General features: G+C 73.0%; 15 protein-coding genes. 5 read left to right on the forward strand and 10 right to left on the reverse strand.

The window, feature by feature from the left end:
- The coding region (locus ABZ990_RS29915; protein ID WP_361238312.1) for a M4 family metallopeptidase at positions 1-1245 on the forward strand (1245 nt) is incomplete at its 5' end.
- 74 nt (positions 1246-1319) lie between these two features.
- Here the strand turns inward: ABZ990_RS29915 and ABZ990_RS29920 are convergent.
- Both ABZ990_RS29920 and ABZ990_RS29925 read right to left on the reverse strand, forming a co-directional pair.
- Entirely contained in the window at positions 1320-2330 is a 1011-nt protein-coding gene (locus ABZ990_RS29920) for a glycosyltransferase family 2 protein (protein ID WP_361238315.1), read from the reverse strand.
- A complete protein-coding gene (locus ABZ990_RS29925; protein ID WP_361238318.1) occupies positions 2330-4369 on the reverse strand; it encodes an O-antigen ligase family protein in 2040 nt (679 codons plus the stop codon). The genes ABZ990_RS29920 and ABZ990_RS29925 overlap by 1 nt, the downstream gene beginning before the upstream one ends.
- A 44-nt stretch (positions 4370-4413) precedes the next feature.
- On the opposite strand from ABZ990_RS29925, the gene ABZ990_RS29930 reads away from it, so the two are divergent.
- A complete protein-coding gene (locus ABZ990_RS29930) occupies positions 4414-5190 on the forward strand; it encodes a hypothetical protein (protein ID WP_361238321.1) in 777 nt (258 codons plus the stop codon).
- On the opposite strand, the gene ABZ990_RS29935 is transcribed toward ABZ990_RS29930, so the two are convergent.
- The 8 genes from ABZ990_RS29935 to ABZ990_RS29970 all read right to left on the reverse strand — a co-directional run bounded on the left by ABZ990_RS29935 (position 5165) and on the right by ABZ990_RS29970 (position 17201).
- Entirely contained in the window at positions 5165-5773 is a 609-nt protein-coding gene (locus ABZ990_RS29935; protein WP_361238354.1) for an acyltransferase, read from the reverse strand. The two genes, ABZ990_RS29930 and ABZ990_RS29935, sit on opposite strands and share 26 nt — an antisense overlap.
- 79 nt (positions 5774-5852) lie before the next feature.
- Entirely contained in the window at positions 5853-6899 is a 1047-nt protein-coding gene (locus ABZ990_RS29940; protein ID WP_361238324.1) for a glycosyltransferase, read from the reverse strand.
- A gap of 164 nt (positions 6900-7063) precedes the next feature.
- The gene (locus tag ABZ990_RS29945) at positions 7064-10318 is read right to left on the reverse strand and encodes a DUF4082 domain-containing protein (RefSeq protein ID WP_361238327.1); all 3255 of its coding nucleotides are present in this window, start codon (positions 10316-10318) and stop codon (positions 7064-7066) included.
- A gap of 59 nt (positions 10319-10377) precedes the next feature.
- Complete coding sequence (locus ABZ990_RS29950; RefSeq protein ID WP_361238330.1) at positions 10378-11493, reverse strand: DegT/DnrJ/EryC1/StrS family aminotransferase; 1116 nt, start codon at positions 11491-11493, stop codon at positions 10378-10380.
- Positions 11493-12272, reverse strand: a complete 780-nt coding sequence (locus tag ABZ990_RS29955) for a NeuD/PglB/VioB family sugar acetyltransferase (RefSeq protein ID WP_361238333.1) — start codon at positions 12270-12272, stop codon at positions 11493-11495. The genes ABZ990_RS29950 and ABZ990_RS29955 overlap by 1 nt, the downstream gene beginning before the upstream one ends.
- Positions 12269-14449, reverse strand: a complete 2181-nt coding sequence (locus tag ABZ990_RS29960) for an aminotransferase class I/II-fold pyridoxal phosphate-dependent enzyme (protein WP_361238336.1) — start codon at positions 14447-14449, stop codon at positions 12269-12271. The genes ABZ990_RS29955 and ABZ990_RS29960 overlap by 4 nt, the downstream gene beginning before the upstream one ends.
- Entirely contained in the window at positions 14446-15555 is a 1110-nt protein-coding gene (locus tag ABZ990_RS29965; protein ID WP_361238339.1) for a Gfo/Idh/MocA family oxidoreductase, read from the reverse strand. The genes ABZ990_RS29960 and ABZ990_RS29965 overlap by 4 nt, the downstream gene beginning before the upstream one ends.
- A 155-nt stretch (positions 15556-15710) precedes the next feature.
- Positions 15711-17201, reverse strand: a complete 1491-nt coding sequence (locus ABZ990_RS29970) for a sugar transferase (protein ID WP_361238342.1) — start codon at positions 17199-17201, stop codon at positions 15711-15713.
- A gap of 354 nt (positions 17202-17555) precedes the next feature.
- Here ABZ990_RS29970 and ABZ990_RS29975 point away from each other — a divergent pair, with 354 nt between their 5' ends.
- The 3 genes from ABZ990_RS29975 to ABZ990_RS29985 all read left to right on the forward strand — a co-directional run bounded on the left by ABZ990_RS29975 (position 17556) and on the right by ABZ990_RS29985 (position 20074).
- Positions 17556-18422 (forward strand): glycosyltransferase family 2 protein, encoded by an 867-nt coding sequence (locus ABZ990_RS29975; RefSeq protein ID WP_361238345.1) that lies wholly within the window; start codon positions 17556-17558, stop codon positions 18420-18422.
- 258 nt (positions 18423-18680) lie between these two features.
- Positions 18681-19733, forward strand: a complete 1053-nt coding sequence (locus tag ABZ990_RS29980; RefSeq protein ID WP_361238348.1) for a M4 family metallopeptidase — start codon at positions 18681-18683, stop codon at positions 19731-19733.
- Positions 19734-19867: 134 nt separating this feature from the next.
- Positions 19868-20074: a cold shock domain-containing protein gene (locus tag ABZ990_RS29985; protein ID WP_361238351.1), complete on the forward strand. Its 207-nt coding sequence runs from the start codon at positions 19868-19870 to the stop codon at positions 20072-20074.
- Positions 20075-20155 lie beyond the last annotated feature (81 nt).

The raw sequence follows: 20155 nt of genomic DNA on the forward strand, positions 1-20155 counted from the left end.
ACCACCAAGGCGACCGGCGCCCGGATATCGGTCCCCACGACCGCCCCGGCCGTCGCCGCCGCGACCGCCGGCAAGTCCGCCGTCGCCGCCTCCGATGCCAAGGCCGCGAAAGCCGGGGGCACGCGCAAGGTGATCTGGGCCGCCGCCGGCAAGCCCGTTCTCGCCTGGGAGACCGTGGTCACCGGGACGCAGGCCGACGGCACCCCGAGCCGCCGCCACGTCATCACCGACGCCACCAGCGGCAAGGAGCTCTTCTCCTACGAGTCCATCGAGACCGGCGTCGGCAACACCATGTACAGCGGCCAGGTCACGCTCGGCACCTCCGGCTCGTACACCCTGACCGACGCCTCGCGCGGCGGCTTCAAGACGTACGACCTCAAGGGCGCCACGACCGGCACGGGCACGCTCTTCACCAACACCACCGACGTCTGGGGCAACGGCCTGGTCTCGCACCGTGAGAGCGCCGCTGCCGACGCCCACTACGCGGCCGCCACCACCTGGGACTTCTACAAGAACGAGCTGGGCCGCAACGGCCTGCGCGGCGACGGCGTCCCCGCCAACTCCCGTGTGCACTACGGCAACGGGTACGCCAACGCGTTCTTCGACGGCTCCTGCTTCTGCATGACGTACGGCGACGGGGTGGGCAACGCCAAGCCGCTCACCACCACCGACATCGGCGGCCACGAGATGACCCACGTCGTCACCTCCGTGACCGCCGGGCTCGTCTACAGCGGTGAGTCCGGCGGTCTCAACGAGGCCACCTCGGACATCTTCGGCACCGCGATCGAGTTCTACGCCAACAACGCGACCGACAAGGGTGATTACCTCATCGGCGAGAACGCCGATCTCAACGGCAACGGCACCCCGTTGCGTTACATGGACAAGCCGAGCAGGGACGGGGTGTCCAAGGACGCCTGGTACTCGGGCATCGGCTCGATCGACGTGCACTACTCGTCGGGTCCGGCCAACCACTTCTTCTACCTGCTGTCCGAGGGCAGCGGCGCGAAGACCATCAACGGCGTGAGCTACGACTCGCCCACCGCGAACGGCGTCACCGTCACCGGCATCGGCCGCGACAAGGCCGCGAAGATCTGGTTCCGGGCGCTGACCACCAAGTTCACGTCGTCCACCAACTACGCGGCCGCCCGTACCGGCACCATCGCCGCGGCCAGCGAACTGTACGGCGCGGGCAGCGCCGAGGCCACGGCCGTCGAGAACGCCTGGAGGGGCGTCAACGTCGGCTGAACAGGCCGGTGATGGCCAGGCAGGCTGGGACGAGGCCGCGCGACGCTCCCGGGGGCGTCGCGCGGCACTCCCCGTCACCCCCGCGCGGCGCCCGTGGGCGGTCCGGCCCGGTGCCCCGCCGCGCGGGCGGCTCCGGCCGGGCCCCCGGCCGCGCCGAGCAGGGCCCGTACCGCGGCCCGGGCCGGCCGGCGGCCGAGGGCCGCCCGGGAGAGCTCCCGCAGCAGCACCGCCCCTCGGAACGCGACCGTCGCGGCGAGACCGTGGCGCCGCCGGTAGAGCCGGACCCGGTTGACCACGAGCAGCGACCACAGTCGCGGCGAGACCCGCGACTCCCCGCCGAGATGGACGGCGCGGGCCTCCGGTTCGAGCCGGGTGCGGTGGCCGAGGTCCCGGGCCCGCAGGCAGTACTCGGTCTCCTCCGAGTAGAGGAAGAACGACTCGTCCCACGGCCCGCAGTCCGCCAGGCACTCGGCGGACAGCGCCATCAGTGCCCCCGTCGCCCAGTCCGGACTGGTCCGCCCCGCGTAGGCGCCGGGTGCGGTGACCAGTTCGCTCCAGCGCGGGAACCGGCCGGCCCGCCGGTTGCCGAGCACGGCCTCGCCCAGCGCACGGGGCACCGTGGACTCCCGGCGCAGCGAGTGGATCAGGGCGCCGTCCGCCTCGTACAGCAGGGGCACCGTGATCCCGGCCCGGGTGCCGTCCGGCAGCGCGCCGCCGAGGCCCGCGACCAGGGTCGCGGCGCACCCCTCGGTCATCCGGATGTCCGGGTTGCAGACCAGCACCGCCGCGCAGTCTCCGTCGAAGGCACCGGCCGCGCGCAGGGCCGCGTTGACGCCGAAGGCGTAGCCGCCGTTGCGGCCGGTCTCGACGACGGTGGCGTCCGGGGCGTGCTTGCGGAGCACGGTGACGGTGTCGTCCGAGGAGTCGTTGTCGGCGACGACGAGCCGCCACTCCAGACCCGCCATCGCGGCCGGAAGCGCGTCCAGGAAGCCGGGCAGCACGGCCGCGCTGTTCCAGGTCACGACGACCACGGCGACCGGGCCGGACCGGCGGCGCTCCTCGGGGCGATCGAGTTGACGGGGCATCACATCTCCACGAGCTGAGGCGAGTCGGAGGGACGGGCGAGAGGATCGGCGGGGGGCCCGGGCGTCGAGGTGCGCGCGGCCGCCTCCCGCCGTACGAAGCCGAGACAGCTGGCGCCGAGGCCCAGCAGCAGGAAGAACACCCCGGCGAACATGGGGAAGCTGAGCGTGTCGAAGGTGGCGCCGATGACCAGCGCCACCATCGACGTCGCGAAGAACGCCTGCCCCAGCTCCCGGTCCGCCTCGTCGCCCGCGAGGCGCCGGATCGCGCCGCCCTGGTGCACCCCGGTGAGCCCGAGCAGCAGCAGGCACGCCACGCCGAGCACGCCGAGTTCGGCGAGCGTGAGCAGATACTGGTTGTCGGTGAAGAAGTAGCGCTCCGGCGTGAAGGTGCCGAAGGCCCGCCCGAAGAGCGGATCCTGAGTGAAGTACTCGTAGATCTTCGGGTACTTGATGGTCCGGGCCTGGGTGCTGCTGTCCGCGTTGTTGAGGCTTCCCGCGAACAGCCCGGTGATGGTGCCGATCAGTCCCGGCACGAGCACCTTGAACACCGCGACCGACCCGAACAGGATGCCGATCGCGGTCCAGCGCCGCTGCGGCTTCCAGCGCGGCATCATGATCAGCACGACGACCAGGACGCCGATGATCGAGGTGCGCGACACCGTCAGCGGCAGCCCGCCGCCCAGCAGCACCACGGGGGCCCACCGGCGCAGCGCCCCGGCGGCCCGGCGCGCCGGATCGAGGGCTTGTGCGAGGGCGAACGGCAGCAGGATCGCCAGCATGCCGCTGAACTCCAGCGGATGCGCGGTGAGCGACCGGGGCCGGGTGAACGAGCCCCGGTCCAGGACCGAGACGCTCGCCACGCTCGAGTTGAGCCCGGGGATGTGCAGCGAGTCGGCGATGTTGGTGCCGGTGAAGAAGTCGTACAGACCCAGCGCGGCCACCACCGACCCCATCACCACCAGCCGGCGCAGCAACACGTCCAGCCGCTTGCGGTCCTGGATCCCGGCCGAGGCCACGACCACCAGCGACACCCACACCAGGAGCACGATCAGTCCCCGGTCGGCCGCCAGTATCTCCTTCTGCGAGCTGATCCGGTCCTGGTTGGCGACGTACGAGAGCAGCACGGCCAGCGCCAGGACCAGCATCACCGTCCGTACGGTACGGGTGCCGGGCGCGGGCGCGATCCGGCCGCGGGACCAGGTCGCGAGGTACCAGAACAGCCCGAGGAGCGCGAACACGTTCGCCGGGGTGCCGGCACCGCCCAGCGCGGGCAGCGCCAGGTTCGACGGCAGGAAGAGGGCGAGCGCCAGATAGCCGGTGAGCACCGCCGTGGCGTCGAGCGGACGGGTCAGCAGGGTACGGATCCGGCCCGCGCCCGGCCGGGGCGCCGACGGGGCGGCCCCCCGGGGCTCCGGGAGCCCGCGCGCACGGCGCCGGGCGGCCGCCCATGCCTCCACCACGAAGGACAGGACGAAGGCCCCGGTGAGGCCGAACGCCACCACGGCGGCGACCTTCTGATAGCGGGACTTGGGCTCCGACACCGGCTTCTGCGGCGGCACGATCCGGGCCGACCGCACCTCGTAGCCCTCGGGAACCTTCACCTGCCTTTGCAGGGTGCGCAGTTGCTCGGCCGCGTAGTCGGTGATCCGCCGTGTCTCGTCGAGCACCCGCGTCCGGTCCTCGCCGGTGACCGTCAAGGTGAGCAACGGACCGTCCGCGTTGGCGGCGAAGTCGACCCCGTAGGCGTCCGTGACCCCGCGCTCGCGCAGCGACCGTACCGTCTCCGGCGACTGGAGGGCCCGGATCAGCACATCGGCCGTCCCGATCAGCGAACCGCTCGTGTACGCCAGCGGGTTGCCGTAGCTGGGGGCCGGCCGGGCGACCCGCGCCGAGTTCAGCAGCGCCATTTCGGCGCGCGACTCGTAGGTCACCGGGACCGTCGTCGCGAGGTAGCCGCCTGCCAGCAGGCTCAGCAGGGTCAGCGGCACCATCACGTACCAACGCCGGTACAGCACACGGAAGATGTCGGCGATGCTCACGAATCCTCCCCCTGCCGCCCCCGGTGGTGCCAGTATCGGTCCCGATGACCACGGACGGGGGCACAGACGTGAAAACGGGTGCGAGAGCCGCGACGACGGCCACGGGTCCGGCCACCAGTACCGCCGCCGATGCGGCCGCGGATCCCGGAGCGGGGGCCGGGGCGCTGACCCCCGAGGGATTCACCCGGGTGCTGCTGCGCCGCTGGCACGTCCTGCTGTTCACGGCGCTCGTCACCGCCACCGCCTGCTACCCGGCGCTGCGGCCCCCGCCCCGCTACCAGAGCTCGGCCGTCCTCGTGGTGAAGCCGCCGCGCACCGGCAATCAGCCCAACCAGCTCACCAACCTCCGGCCCTCGCTGGCCACGGTCTCCTACGCGGTGGTCCAGCAGCTCCAAGCAGCCGAAGGAAAAGCCGAGTTGAAGAAGGCGGGAGTGCACGGAACCTATCGCCTCACGCCGCGCAACAGCGGCACCAGCGCCACCCCGTCCTACTCGATCCCCACCCTCCAGATCGAGGCCGAACAGACCGCGCCCGAGGAGGCCGACCGGGTCGTCCAGGCGATCGTCGGGGTGTACGGCCGGCATCTGGCCGCCCTCCAGGCACGGCAGAACGTACCGGCGGCGAGCCTGCTCACCGTCGACCTGCTCAACCGTCCCGGCACCGTCGCCCTGCCGCCCAATCGCACCCGTGCCGTGGCCGGGGCGGGCGCGCTCGCCGCCCTGGTGGGCGTGGTGTCCGCGCTGTGGTCCGAGCGGTACGCGACGGCGCGGCGCCGGCGCCGCGCCGCACGCCGGCTCACCGCGGCGCATCGCACTCCGTGAGCCGTCCGTCCGACTCCTCGTACAGCGCGCCCGTCCGCGGACAGCACCACACCCCGGGCCGAGCCGGATCCGGGGTCAGCCGTTCGCCCGCCCGGCCGACCCAGCCGGTCTGCCGCGCGGGCACCCCCATCACCAGGGCGAAGTCGGGTACGTCCGAAGTGACCACCGCACCGGCCGCGACCAGCGCCCAGCGGCCGATCGTCACCGGCGCGACGCACACCGCGCGGGCCCCGACCGCCGCGCCCTCGCCGACCCGGACGGGGACCGGCTCCCAGTCGCCACCCCGCTTCAGCCGCCCGTCCGGATCGACGGCGCGCGGATGGTGGTCGTTGGTGAGCACGGCCGCCGGGCCGATGAAGACGCCGTCGCCGAGGACGGCGGGCTCGTACACCAGGGCGTGGTTCTGCAGCTTGCAGTTGTCGCCGAGGGTGACCCCGGGGCCGATGTAGGCACCCCGGCCGATCACACAGTTCTCGCCGAGGCGGGCGTCCTCGCGGATCTGCGCGAGCTCCCACACGCTGGTGCCGGCGCCGACGACCGCCTGGGCGTCGACCTGGGCGGTGGGCTGCACCCGGTAGTTCACGGACATGCCTTTCCACGGAGGGACTTGAGGGAGAAGCAGGAGGGAAGAGCGAAGGGGACGGAGGGGCCGCGGGCGCCGGTCAGATGCCGCGCCGCCGCCAGGACCGCCACCACAGCCACTCGCGCGCCCGGTCGGCCACCGCCGACAGGATGAGCGGCTGGAGGTACGGCATGGTCCGCGCGCCGATCCGGCGCCGCAGCCGCAGCGCCCGGTACTCCGGCAGCGACTCGGCGTCCGGGCGGCACGCGCGGGCGAAGGCCTCCAGCTCGGCCACCGGCACCACACCGGTGCGCCCCCGGTCGTACGCCCGGTAGGCGCGCCGCAGTGCCTGCCGGGCCAGCCGGGTGTCGACCAGTTCGGCCAGCCGGCCGGCCTGGGGGAGCCGGTCGCCGCACTTGTCGAGGACCGCGGTGAAGGCCGCCCGGCGCTGGCGGATGTCGTCGAGCTGGCCGCCGAAGTCCGTGGTGGACATGTTGTGTCCGTGCACCCGGTAGTACGCCTGGTCCGCGCCCTGGACGTAGCCGACGTCCGCGTGGGCGGCGAGCCGCATCCACATCTCGATGTCGCCCGCGTGCGGCAGCTCCGGGTCGTAGCCGCCGACCTTCCGCTGGAGGCTGGTGCGCACCATCACCTCGGGCGAGGTGATGCACCCGGTGCCCTCGCGGAAGCGCCGCTCCAGCCACCAGTGCCCGGGGTAGACGACTGATCCGGTGCCCTGGGTGCGGGCCGCCGGCAGGGGGCCGCCGTGCTCGAAGCGCAGCGGCCGCCCGTAGCAGAAGCCCGCCTCCGGGTGCGCGTCGAGCAGTGCGGCGGCCCGGACGAGCGCCCCGGGGACGAGCCGGTCGTCGGCGGACAGCAGGACGACGTAGTCGCCGTCCGCCCACTCCAGGAGCCCCTCGTTGTACGTGGCGATGTGCCCCCGGTTCGTCTCGTGGACCCGTACCTCGATTCTCGGGTCGCCGGCCGCGAGCTTTCGGGCCACCTCCGCCGAGTCGTCGGGGGACGCGTCGTCGATGATCAGCACCCGTACGTCGAGACCGGGCTGTTCGTCGAGCACACTGCGTACGCAGTCGGCCAGGAAGTGGCCGTACTTGTAGCAGGGGATCACGACGCTGACTGAGCTCATGTGGGGCGTTCCCCGTCTTTCCGTGGAGGCCGGTTCGGCGGCCGAGGCAGGTGGGGCGGATCGGGTCGGTGGGGTCGGGGGCGACGAGTCGGTGGGCCGGATGGGCCGGTGGGGCGTCGAGTCCCCGGGGCCGGTCCGTGGCGGACCGGAGCCCGGCCGGTGGGTCAGCCCGTCGCGAAGAGCGGGCCGACCCAGTAGTTCGTGGCGTTGTACGAGGAGGTCGGGAAGGCGCTCGCGGTCCCGTATCTGTAGAGGCCGTTGGGCCGGTCCGAGGTGCTCGCCGGAGCGCTCAACGGATAGTTCAGAAACGCGGTGCCGAAGTAGCCGCCGTCCGAGGCGTAGTTGCCGTTCGGCGCGTGGTACGAGACGACATAGCGGGTCCCGGCGGTGACGGGCACCGGAGTGGCGAAGGTGAGCCGCTGCCATCCGGTCGCCGTCTCGCCGGTGAAGGTTCCACTGGCCAGCAGGGTGCCGGTGTCGCTCCACAGACTGCCGGTGTGCGTACCGGTGTTGGTGCCGGACTTGTAGAAGGTGACACCGGTGACCTTGCCGTCCACCGCCGACTGGAACCGGGTGCCCAGCTCCAGCGAGTTGGCGTCATTGGTCTCCGCGGCCTTCGACGGGACGGCCTCGGCGCCCCACAGATCACACGGACAGGCGGTGGGCGGCGGGGTGGCGCTGGTGGTGAAGGTCCATTCGGCCGGTGCCGTCATCACATTGCCCCACAGGTCGGCGGCCTGCGCGGACACCGTGTAGGGGGCGCCGAGGGCGAGCTGCCCCGACAGGGTGAAGGCGGCGGTGCGGCCGTCCGCGCTCAGCGTCGCCTTGCCCGGCACGGCCGCGCCGTTCTGGTCCTTCACGGTGAATACCAGCGTGCCGGCGTCCACCGCCGTGTTGAACTCGGCGGAGAGCGGCGCGGTGATCGACACGCCGGTGGCGTCCGCCGCGGGGGTCCGAGCGGTGACGGTCGGCGGCACGGTGCTCGCGGTGCCGGTCTCCAGGATGGCGTCCACCCAGTAGTTCGCCCCGTTCGCGGACTGGGCGGGGAAGGCGCCGGAAGAGGTGTACTGGTAGACGCCGTTGCCGCCGTCCGTACCGGTCTTCAGCGCCGTCAGCGGGGCGAGACCGGCGCCCTGGGAGGTGAAGTAGCCCTCGTCGTAGGCGTATCCGCCCTTCGGGGCGAAGTACGAGGCGATGTAGGTGGTGTCGGCCTTCACCGGCACCGGGGTGGCGAACTTCATCTGCTGCCAGCCCGACGCGGTCTCGCCGGTGAAGGTGCCGGTGGCGAGCAACTGCCCGGACGCGGACCACAGACTTCCCTTGTGCGTACCGGTGTTGGCGGCGCTCTTGTAGAAGCGGATGCCGGTGATCGTGCCGGGGACGGAGCTGCGGATCTTCACGCCGAGTTCGACGGAGCTGCCGTCGGCGCCGTTGGGGGTGGTGGGCGCGGCGGAGGCGGGCCAGACGGTGCACGGGCACTGCTGGGCCACCACGGTCAGCGGCACCGTCGTCACGGTGCCTATGTTGACGCTGTCGTCCACGGCCCGGACCTTGAGCTGGACGGAGCCCTGGGTCATCGGCGTCCAGGTGTAGCTCCACGAGGCGGTGCCGTCGGCGGCGCGCCAGGTGGTGCCGCCGTCCGTGGACACCTCGACCCGGGCGACCACGCCGCCGCCGGTGTCCGCGGCCGTACCGGTGACGGTGATTTGGCGCAGCGCGGGGACGGAGCTGTTCGGGGCGGGGCTCGTCACGGTGACGGCGGGGCCGGTGGTGTCGGTGGAGGCGGTGGCGGCGACCAGGGTGGACTGCAGACTCTTCGGCTGGATCCCCATGTCGGCGAGGATGTTCACGGTCGCCTGCTGCATCCGCTTGTCCTCGGTGACGACCCCGCCCGCCGGGTCGGACGTCGGTACGTTGGTGAGCCCCCACGACCACTGCACGGTGCCGGTGCCGAACACCAGCGCCTTGGAGGTCTGGTCACGGAAGGCGACCAGACTGTGGGTGGCGGTGCCGTTCCCGTAGGAGTTGCCCCAGTCGAGCAGGTACTTGCCGTCCTGGATGTCGACGGACGTCGACGACATCCGGATCTCGCCGGACGGCCGCGAGGCGTTCTCGACGTCGGCGTCCCACTCGTAGCCGAGGGTCCCCGTCGGGAAGGTGGCGACCTGGCTGCCGGTCAGCGAGGCGACCGAGGTGTTGCGCCACAGCCGCATCTTCGCGTACGCCGCCGGGACCTTGATGGCGTCGCTGCGGTAGCCGTTCACCTGGAACAGCGAGCCGGTCAGGAGGTTCTGCGGCCGGTACGGCGCCCCGCCCTTGGTGCTGTCCGGGTCCATCCAGGTACCCGTCCAGGTGGTGCTGGGGTCGGGCACGCCGTTCGGCGTCGGGAACTTCAGCTTGGTCTCCTTGTAGCAGACCAGGGTCCGGTCGGCCGCCTTGCCGGAGTCGATGGCCGGCTCCAGCCGGGTCTTCCAGAAGATCTCGTTGCCCGCGAAGTACCCCTGGTGCTGGCCGCCCTTGCGGGCATTGAGGACATTGGTGAACTGCTCGGCCGTCCAGTACTCGTCGTGCCCCTGCGACATGTACATCCGGTGCTTGGGCAGGATCGTGGCGCCCCGGGTGGCGACGTCGACACCGGAGGTGTAGCTCACGTCGTAGCCGTTGCGTTCCAGCCAGGAGATCATCTCGAACTCGGAGCCGTAGACGCCGTTGTCGCCGCCGATGTCCATCGGACGGTTGTAACTGACCTTGTACGCACGCCCGTCGGGCGCCGGACCGTTGCCGTCGTAGAGATTGGCACCGCCCCAGTCGTTGTACGCCTGCCAGGTCTGGTCCGCCGTCTGGACGAGGATGTCGGAGGTACTGGCGTCGTTGCGCACGATGACGGGATACGGCATCAGGCCGTTGCCGTCCGCCTGGTCGAAGTTGACGATGTAGAGCCCCGAGACGGCGTCGGCCGGCACCGTCCAGGACGCGGTGACCGGCCAGTTGCCGCAGTCGAGCAGCCCCGTCGTCTTGTCGGAGAGGCAATCGGCGCGCTTGGTGGTGTAGTTGGCGGGATAGGTCTGCGCGGCCTGCGCGGCCGTCGATATCTGCCGGGCGCCGTCACCGCCGTACCAGCCGAGCCGGAAGACAGCGACGTGGTACGCGACCGGCGACTGGATCTTGAACTGGACGGTCTCGCCGGGCTGCGCGCTCACCTTCGTCGCGAAGCCCGCGATGTCGCCGTAGCTGTTCCCGGAGAACCAGTCGGACATCGGCGTGCCCGCCTTGGAGTTCTCGCACACGATCGGGTTGCCGCCCGTGCCGCACGGGTCGGCGACGGCGCTCGCGGGTCCGGCCGACGGGAGGAACAGCGCGGCCACGAGGGCGACCAGGGCGAACACGGCGGTTCTGGTCCGTCGGAACTGCTTCGGCATCGCGGGGCCTTTCAAGGGCGGAAACGGTCCCGGCCGGGGCGGCCGGCCGGCGGGCGCGCTCAGGCGAGCGCGTGCACCAGCGCGTCGACGACCCGGCGCTGCTGGTCTGGGGTGATCTGCGGGAACAGCGGGAGCGAGAGGATCTCCGAGGCGGCGGCCTCGGCGTGCGGGAAGTCGCCCCGCCCGTAGCCGAGTCGGTGGTACGCGGGCGTCAGATGGACCGGTGCCGGGTAGTGCACACCCGCGCCCACGCCCTCGGCGCCGAGCTTCTCCACCACCGTGTCGCGGTCGGACCCGGGGACCCGCACCACGTACAGATGCCAGACGTGCGTGTTCCCCTCGTCCGTGACCGGCCGGATCACCCGGCCGGCCTCGGCGAGCGGGGCGAGGAGTTCGTCGTAACGGGCCGCCGCCGCCCGCCGGGCCGCGTTCCCGGCCGCGAGCCGGCGCAGCTTCGCCCGCAGCACCACGGCCTGGAGCCCGTCGAGCCGGCTGTTGAACCCCGGTACCTCGTGCCGGTACTTGGCCACTCCGCCGTGGTTGGCGAGGGCCCGCACCAGGGCGGCGGCGCCCGCGTCGTCGGTGAGCACCGCGCCCGCGTCGCCGTACGCGCCGAGGTTCTTGCCCGGGTAGAAACTGGTCCCCGCGATGCCGCCGCGCCCCGGGGTACGGCCGGCCCGGCTCGCGCCCTGGCTCTGCGCCGCGTCCTCCACGATCCGTACGTGCGGCGGGAGTCCGGCCGCGAGGGCGGCGACGTCGGCGCACTGCCCGTACAGATGGACCGGCACCACCGCGCGGGTCGCGGAGCCGGCGGCGGCGACGGCGGCCCGGGGGTCGAGGAGCAGCGTGTCCGGCGCGCAGTCCACCAGGACGGGACGGGCCCCGGCCCGGGTCACCGCCCCGGCGGTGGCGATGAACGTGTTGGCGGGCAGCACCACTTCGTCGCCGGGCTCCACACCGCTCGCCCGCAGCGCCAGTTCCAGCGCGTCCGTGCCATTGGCGACGCCCACGACATGGGCGACGCCACCGAACTCGGCGTACTCGCGCTCGAACGCGGCGACTTCCTCGCCGCCGATGAACGCCGTGTCCGCGAGGATCCGGTCGAATCCGGCGCGTACCTCCGCGTCGACCTCCGCGTGGGCCGCCCGCAGGTCGACCAGGGGGATCCGGTCCATCAGCCGTTCGCTCCTCGTGCCGGGACCGCCCGGAAGCTCCGGGCGGCGTCGTCGTGGTGGTGGTCGGGTCGTAAGGACGTACGGGGTCGCGCGGGGCCTTCGGGCAGGCCCGACCGGGCGAGCCGGTCGAGGGCAAAGGGCGGTGCGGCGCGCAGTCGGCGGGCCGGGGACCCGGCCCACACCTCGCCCGGCGGCACGTCGGCGAGGACCACGGCGCCCATCCCGACGAGGGACCAGGCGCCGATCGCCGTCCCCTCGCGGACCAGCGCGCCCGCGCCGAGATAGGCGCCTGCCCCGATCCGGGCGGCGCCGCCGAGCCGCACGCCCGAGGCGAGCGTCGCGAAGTCGCCGACCCGGTCGTCGTGGGTGAGGACCGTATGCGGCATCACCGCGACATGCCGGCCCAGCCGCACGGCCGCCGTCAGGACGGTGTGCGCGAGCAGCACCGTGCCGGGGCCGAGGACGCAGTCGTCCGCGATCGCCACCGTGGGGTGGACCACCGTGGCGTACCGGTCCTCCGGCAGCCCGAGACGGTCCACCAGCCGGGCCCGGGAGGCGTAGTCGCGCGGGTTGCCCACGCACACCGAGAACACCGTGTCCTCGGGCAGCTCGGCGGCCCGCTCGGTGCCGCCGAGCACGGGGACGCCGCCGACCTCGGTGCCGTGCAGCGCCGGGTCGTCGTCGAGATGGCCCGCGAGCGGCAGACCGGCGGCGAGGGCGGCCTGCGCGGTCTCCCGCGCGAAGCCGCCGGCGCCGATGACGACCAGGGTGCGGCTCACCGGCGTACCGCCGCGTCCCGCAGGACGGCGGCCACCCGGTCCTGCTGCTCCCCGGTCATCGTGTGGAACAGCGGCAGGATCAGCGAGTCGCGGGCGAGCCGCTCGGTCACCGGCAGCGGCGCCACCGGGTGCCCCGCGTAGGCGGGTTCGAGATGGCTCGCCATGATGCCCCGACGGGCCGACACCCCGGCCTCGGCGAGCAGTTCGAGCAGCCGGTCCCGGCCGACCGGGAAGTCCTCGGCGAGCAGCACCCAGTACGACTGGACGTTGCCCTGCCCGTACGCGGGATCCCGCACCGGCGTGAGCCCCGGCACATCGGCCAGCAACTCGCCGTAGCGGGCCGCGAGTTCGCGGCGGCGGGCGACCAGGGCGGCCAGCTTCTCCAATTGCGCCAGACCGACCGCGGCCTGGATGTCGGTCATCCGGTAGTTGAACCCGGTCTCCAGATAGCGTTCCAGGACCGGCTTCCCGCTCGCGTGCCGCTCGGCCGCCGACACGTCCATCCCGTGCTCGCGCAGCCGGCGCAGCCGCGCCGCCCACTCCGGGTCGTCCGTGGTGACCATGCCGCCCTCGCCGGTGGTCAGCAGCTTGCGCGGATGGAACGACCAGGCCGCGAGCAGCGCGCCCCGCCCGACCGGCCCGCCGTCCACCGTCGAGCCGATCGCGCAGGCCGCGTCCTCCACCAGCGGCAGCCCCCAGTCCGCGCAGGCCGCCCGCAGCGCGCCGACGTCCGCCGGCACCCCCGCCTGGTGCACCGCGAGCACGGCCCGGGTGCGGGGGGTGCGGACCGCGTCGACGGTGTCCGGGGTCACATTGCCGGTGGCCAGGTCGACATCGGCGAAGACCGGGACCGCGCCCACGTACCGGACGGCGTTGGCGGTGGCGATGAAGGACAGCGACGGCACCACCACCTCGTCGCCGGGGCCGAGCCCCAGCGCGAGCAGCGACAGATGCAGCGCGGTGGTGCAGGAGCTGACGGCCACACCGTGCCGCGCCCCGACCCGCTTGGCGAAGGCCGCCTCGAAGGCGGCCACCCTCGGGCCCTGCGCGACCCAGCCGGACCGCACCGCCTCGGCGGCGGCCCGCGCCTCCTCCTCGCCCAGCCACGGCACCATGACCGGGATCCGCGCGGGTGCCTCCGCCTCTGCCTTCGGTTCGGCGGCGGGGACGGCGGCGGTGGCGGTGGTGGTGGCGGCGCCGGTGCCGGTGGCGGTGGCGGAGCGTTCCGCGCGCCACCACGCGACCAGGTCCCGCAGCCCGTCCCGCAGACCGATCTCCGCCTTGAACCCGATCCGTTCCGCCGCGAGCGAGGTGTCCGCGAGCCGTCGCGTCACCCCGTTCACCGCACGGGCCGGGCCGTGCACCGGCTCCAGACCGGAGTCCATGGCGTCGAGGAGCGCGTCGGCGAGTTCCCGCAGCGAGGTCTCGGTCGCGCTCGCCACGTTGAACACCTCGTCCGTGACGTCCGCGCGCGCCGCCAGGATGTTCGCCCGCGCGATGTCGCGGACATGGACGAAGTCCATCGTCTGGGTGCCGTCGCCGAGGATCAGTGGCGGTTCGCCCGCCTCGATCCGCTCCATCCAGCGGATCAGCACCTCGGTGTAGAGGCCGTGGATGTCCATCCGCGGCCCGTACACGTTGAAGTAGCGCAGCGCCACGTAGTCCAGGCCGTACATGGCGTGGAAACTGCGCAGCATCCCCTCGTTGAACGCCTTCGCCGCCCCGTAGAACGTGTCGTTGTTGTACGGGTGGTGGCGCTCGGTCGTCGGGAAGGACTCCGCCAGACCGTAGACCGAGGCCGACGACGAGGCGATCACCTTGCCCACCCCGGCCGCCGCCGCGGCCTCCAGGACGTTGAACGTCCCGTCCACCATCACCTCGTTGGCCAGCCGGGGCTCCTCCGCGCACTGGGTGATGCGGATCGCCGCCAGATGGAAGACGAGATCGGCGCCCGCCGTCACCCGCCGCACCGTGGCCGCGTCGCGGATGTCGCCCTCGACGAGCTCCACCCGCCCGCTCGCCAGCGCTCCGGCCAGATTGGCCCGCCGCCCGCGCACCAGGTTGTCGAGCACGACCACCTCGCGCGCGCCGCCCTCGAGAAGGAGGTCCGTCACATGGGAGCCGATGGTGCCGGCCCCGCCGGTGACCAGGATCCGCTTGCCCTGGAAGTCGTTCAACGTCCCGCTCCCGCCGTCGTGTCCACGTTCCGCTCGGACCGCTCCGGACCGGTCCGCAGCCCGACGACCGCACCGCGGAACGACAGGCTCCGCGACGCCGCCTCCAGGATGTCCAGCACCCGCAGGCCCGCCCGCCCGTCGGTCAGCGGCGCCCGCCGCCCGGTGATCGCCGCCGCGAACTCGCCGACCATGGCGCCCAGCGCCTCCCGCTCCCCGAGGGCGGGGGCGACCATGTCGCCGCTGCGGTACGAGATGAGGGCCTGACGCCGCTCGTCCGCGCCCAGGTCCCGCGGCGTGGCCAGGTCCACGCCCCGGTCGAAGACCGCGATGCGCTGCGCCGGGTTCAGGTCGTCCCAGATCAGCGTCCGCTTGGCGCCGCCGACCATGGTCGTGCGGACCTTGGTGGGGGAGAGCCAGTTGACGTGCACGTGCGCGATGGCGCCCGTGCTGAGCTGGAGGGTCAGATACGTAATGCAGTCCCGGCCCGCACCGATCGGGTCGGCGCCGTGCGCCGCGACCGCCACCGGGTGCACATGCTCGGGCAGGATGAAGTCGAGGATGGACAGATCGTGCGGGGCCAGGTCCCACAGCACGTCGATGTCCCGCTGGACCAGGCCCAGATTGATCCGCACCGAGTCCACGTAGTGGACGTCGCCGAGAGCGCCCTCGCGTACCAGCTCGCGGATCTTCGTCACGGCCGGGGTGTAGCAGTAGGTGTGGTCGCACATCAGGGTGAGCCCGCGCTCCTCGGCCTCCGTCACCAGCCGCAGCCCGTCGGCGTACGTGGTGGCCAGCGGCTTCTCGACGAGCACGTGCTTGCCCGCGCGCAGCGCCGCGAGCGCCACGTCCACATGGGTGCCCGCCGGGGTCGCGACGGCGACCGCGTGCACCTCGGGGTCGGCGAGCACCGCCGCGTAGTCGTCGGTGGCCCGCACCGTGGAGTACTCGCCGAGGACGTGCCGGGCGCGCCCGGCGTCCAGATCGCACAGCCAGCGCAGCCGGAAACGGTCGCAGGCCTGGAAGTTGCGGACGAGGTTGGGACCCCAGTAGCCGGCGCCTATGACGGCGACTCCCAGCCGCTCGTCGGATCGGTCGGCGTCGTTCAACGTGTTCCCCTCCAGGTCAGTGGGCGTGCCGGCCGGCGGCGGGAGATGCCGGCGCGGCGCGGTGGTGCTGGGCGTGCGCGGTGGTGCTGGGCGGTGCGGGGTGCTCGGGGTGGTGCGGGTCGGGGCGCGGTCTTCGTGTGGTGCGGGGAGCCCTGTCAGTACGCGCCCGTGCCGCGTACGACGGCGGGGCCGGTGCGCAGCAGGATCACCGTGTCCAGGCCCAGCGACCAGTTGTCCACATACGCCAGGTCGAGGCGCACCGCCTCGTCCCAGGGCAGGTCGGAGCGGCCGCTGACCTGCCACAGGCCGGTCAGCCCCGGCTTCACGAGCAGTCTGCGCCGGACCTCGTGGCTGTAGCCGGCGACCTCCTCGGGAAGCGGGGGCCGTGGTCCGATCAGGGACATCCGTCCCGTCAACACATTGAGCAATTGCGGGAGTTCGTCGAGAGAGTAGCGGCGCAGGGTGGCGCCCACCCGGGTGATGCGGGGATCGTCGCGAACCTTGAACAACAGGCCGTCGCTGTTGTGGTTGGCGTGGGCGAGTTCCGCCCGGCGCTCCTCCGCGTCGGTCCGCATCGTACGGAACTTCAGCATGGTGAACGGCTTGCCGTGCAGGCCCACCCGGACCTGCCGGAACAGGGTCGGGCCCCGGCTGCCGAGCCGTACCGCCAGGGCGACCGCGCCCATCAGCGGCGAGAGCAACAGCAGGAGCAGTGCGGCTATCAGACGCTCCATCAGTTCCTTCGGGAGCCGGGAAAGCCGCGACAGCCGGGGCGCCCGGACCTGTATCAGAGGCATTCCGCCGACCGGCCGGACCGTCAGTCGCGCGGCCGACACATCGCCGAATCCCGGGGCGATGAGGAACTCGCCTCCGGCGGCGGCGGTGCTCCACGACAGCCGGCGCATCTGTGCCGCGTCGAGCTCCGGGCCCGGTAACGCCACCACGGCGCTGCCGCCCCCGAACGCCCGTAACGCGACCTGGACTTCGGCGAGTCCGCCGAGCACCGGGACCCCGCAGACGTCCACCGCCTCGGCGCCCTCGGGATCGGTCAGGCACACCCCGGCCAGGTCCATCCCCTGGAACACGGCGGCGGCCGGAGCGCCGGCCCGGCTGTCGCGCAACAGCGCGGTGAGAAGTTCCGCTATTCCGGCCGAAGGGCCGACGAGTACGGCGGTCGTACGGTGCCGGCCCCGCGCCCACAGGCCGCGCAGCCGGCGCCGCAGCGCGAACCGGGCGGTCAGGGACAGCGCGGCGGCGAGCGGCACCGCCAGGATCATCTCGCGTGGCAGCTCCGGCTCGCCCGCGAGGCCCCAGCCGAGCAGCGCGGCGAGCGCGGGCACGACGAGTGCGGCCCGCAGGACCTGCCGGTACAGCCCGCCGCCGGAGCCGAACGAGGCCGGGGCATAGGCGTGGTGCGCTGCCAGCGATCCGGCCCAGGCCGGTGGCAGGCAGAGGACGGCCGGCCAATGGCCGCCGCCGGTCCGCAGCACAAGGAGTGCGGCGGCCATGGCGGCGACGGTGTCCGTGGCCAGCAGGACGAGTTGGTGTCTCCGCTTCCACCGCGGGCGGTGGAAGCCGGAGTTCGAGTGGTCGGCATACGAGGATTCGACACGGTGCCGCTCATGCGTGACCGGCAGGACGGTCATCCATTCCCCCCAAGGGCGCTTCGCGCGCACCCCCGGACACCACCGCGCCCGTCCCCCTTGGTCGGCCCGCGGACACGACGGTTCGCGGACAAGGGAAGGACGGCGGTGGCCGACGAGGGAACGCGGCTCTTCCGCCTGAACAGAACGATGCGGACCGGACGCGAGTCTCCCCAGCCGCGGCCATGTCCACACAGAACACAGAAACCGCCCAGGAGGAGAGAGAAGACGCGACCCAGGCGGATCCGGCAGCGCTCAATCTAGACCAACTCGGGCAGCCCATCCAGGAGTTGTGGAAAACTCCCGGAGATCCTCGAAAGAAACGCGGGAGGAGGGCGGGACGGTCATACTGACCCCGTGCCCAGCATCGTGATTCCCGCGCACAATGAGGAACGCACCCTCGGCCGGCTCCTGGCCGGCCTCCTGCACGGCACGGCCGAGGACGAGTTCGACGTGCTCGTGGTGTGCAACGGCTGTACGGACGCGACCGCGTCCGTCGCCGCCGCCCACGGCCCGCGCGTCCGGGTCGTCGAGACCCCCGTCCCGTCCAAACACCACGCCCTGCGCCTCGGCGACGCGCACGCCCGGGGCTTCCCCCGGATCTACGTGGACGCCGACGTCGAACTCGGCGCCGCCGACGCCCGGGAACTCGCCGCCGCCCTCACCGGACCCGAGCCGGTCCTGGCCGCGGCCCCCGAACGGCATCTGCCGATGGCGGGCTGCACCTGGCCCGTCCGGGCCTACTACCGGGTCTGGCAGCGGCTGCCCGCCGTCCGCGACGGCCTGTTCGGCCGAGGCGTGATCGCCGTGTCCGGCGCGGGCCACGCTCGGATCGCCGCCCTGCCGCCTCTGATGGCCGACGATCTCGCCGCCTCGCTTGCCTTCACCGAGCGGGAGCGCGCCGTCGTCCGTACCGCCCGGGTCGTCGTCCGCCCGCCCCGTACCTGGCCCGACCTGATCCGCCGCCGCGTCCGCGCGGCCACCTCCACCGCCCAACTGGAGCAAGAACAAAGGGAGTCGAAGGTCGAAGGGCCCGCCGCCCACGCCTCCGCCCGCACCGGGACGGCCGACCTGCGCGCCCTGCTGCGCGCCGACCCCGCGCTGCTGCCCGCCCTCCTCGTCTTCCTCGCCGCCGCGCTCGTCGCCCGCCGCGCCGCGCGCCGGGCGATCAGGTCCCGCGACTTCGAGACCTGGCTGCGGGACGACAGCAGCCGCCAGGACTGAGCGCCGGGGCCGATCGCCAGGACTGGCCTTCGGGCTGGACCACCGGGACGGACCACCGGGATGGACCACCCGGCCTCACCGGCCGCCCGGTCTCTCCGCGCTGCCCGGTCTCTTCATGCTGCCCGCCGGTCTTCCGCCCGCCGGGACGAGCCGCCGAACCGTGATCTGCCGGCTCTCGACGCGGGGCGTCCCACTGCGCGATGATCACGCCCGCACCACGCCACCCCCTCGCATCTCGCATCCCAACGGAGGACGTTGATGGCACGCCGCACATCCCTCGGCCTGATCGCCGCGGCCACCGCCGCCGTGGCGCTGATAGCCCCGACCGGTGCCGCCTCGGCCGCCGCCCCGGCCCCCGCCACCCCGGCGGCGACCGGCCCGCAGGCCCGCATCTTCATGGTCAACCCCGTCCAGTCCACGGGCGACCAGACGCTCACCGACGCCAAGGACTCCGCCGACGCGGTGCCCGCGTCCGCCTACACCCTCGCCGAGCTGCGCAACCTCGACGGCAGCGGCACGCTCTCCGGTCGCTGGGCGTACATCAGGTCCTCGACGGGCCCCGCCGCCAAGCTCGCCGCGGTCGGCGGGTACAACCGCAGCGACGACCAGTTCGAGCAGGTCATGGCGTACTTCTGGGTCAACGAGGCCCAGGAGTACCTTCAGGGCCTCGGCTTCGGCAGCGAACTGCCCGGCGCCAACGACCGTCCCCAGGCCGTCCGGATCAACCAGTACGGCGCCGACAACTCCTTCTTCACCGACAAGAAGAACGAGATCCGCTTCGGCAAGGGCGGCGTCGACGACGCCGAGGACGCCGAGGTGATCGTCCACGAGTACGGCCACGCCGTGCACAACGCCCAGGTCCCCGGCTTCGGCACCTCCCCGGAGGCCGGCGCGATCGGCGAGGCCTTCGGCGACTACCTGGCCGTCGAGGTCGGCGCGCACGCCGCCGGCCGCTACGGCTGGCCGATCAAGACCGAGCTCGCCTGTGTCGCCGACTGGGACTCCACCCCGTACTCCGGCACCCCGCACTGCCTGCGCCGGCTCGACGGCTCCAAGGTCTACGCCGACCGGATCGGCGAGGTCCACGCCGACGGCGAGATCTGGTCCCGCGCCCTGTGGGACATCCGCGGCGCGCTCGGCGCCCGGACCGCCGACCGGATCATCGTGAACGCCCAGTTCGGCTTCGCCGCCGACACCTCCTTCGCGGACGCGGCGCGGCAGACCGTCACGACGGCACAGCGCATGTACGGCACGAGCGCGGCGGACGCCGTCCGCGCCGCCTTCCAGGCCCGGCAGATCCCCGGGATCTGACGGCCGCGACCGGGGTTCCGCCCCGCGGGTGATCCGCGGGGCACTCCGGTGGCATCGGACGCGCCGGCGGGATCCCGGTGGCCGCGAGGGGTACCGAGCAGAGGACACCCCCCTCGCGCGAAGGAAGGATCCCCATGGAAACGGACAGGAGCGTCGGCTTCGTCCAGTCCTACGACCGCGGCTCCGGCTACGGATTCGTCGTCGCCATCGGTTCCGAGGAGCCCGTCTACTTCCGCGCCGAGGACATCGAGGGCGGCGGCGGACTCTCCGAGGGCCAGCAGGTCTCGTTCGTCCTGGTCCTCGGGGAGGGCCGCTTCGAGGCCAGGGAACTGCGCCCCTGACGGCCGTGCGCCCCCGGATTCCCGGGGGCGCCCGGCCGCCGCCCCTGCTGGGAGCCCCCACCTGGTCCCGCCGCACTCCCG

Source organism: Streptomyces sp. NPDC046203, assembly GCF_040646255.1.
Lineage (GTDB): Bacteria > Actinomycetota > Actinomycetes > Streptomycetales > Streptomycetaceae > Streptomyces.

Excerpts from the sequence above, each read along its gene's own strand:
- ABZ990_RS29920 (WP_361238315.1), bottom strand. The coding sequence starts at position 2,330 with ATGCCCCGTCAACTCGATCGCCCCGAGGAGCGCCGCCGGTCCGGCCCG.
- ABZ990_RS29930 (WP_361238321.1), top strand. The coding sequence starts at position 4,414 with ATGACCACGGACGGGGGCACAGACGTGAAAACGGGTGCGAGAGCCGCG.
- ABZ990_RS29940 (WP_361238324.1), bottom strand. The coding sequence starts at position 6,899 with ATGAGCTCAGTCAGCGTCGTGATCCCCTGCTACAAGTACGGCCACTTC.
- ABZ990_RS29945 (WP_361238327.1), bottom strand. The coding sequence starts at position 10,318 with ATGCCGAAGCAGTTCCGACGGACCAGAACCGCCGTGTTCGCCCTGGTC.
- ABZ990_RS29950 (WP_361238330.1), bottom strand. The coding sequence starts at position 11,493 with ATGGACCGGATCCCCCTGGTCGACCTGCGGGCGGCCCACGCGGAGGTC.
- ABZ990_RS29970 (WP_361238342.1), bottom strand. The coding sequence starts at position 17,201 with ATGACCGTCCTGCCGGTCACGCATGAGCGGCACCGTGTCGAATCCTCG.
- ABZ990_RS29980 (WP_361238348.1), top strand. The coding sequence starts at position 18,681 with ATGGCACGCCGCACATCCCTCGGCCTGATCGCCGCGGCCACCGCCGCC.
- ABZ990_RS29985 (WP_361238351.1), top strand. The coding sequence starts at position 19,868 with ATGGAAACGGACAGGAGCGTCGGCTTCGTCCAGTCCTACGACCGCGGC.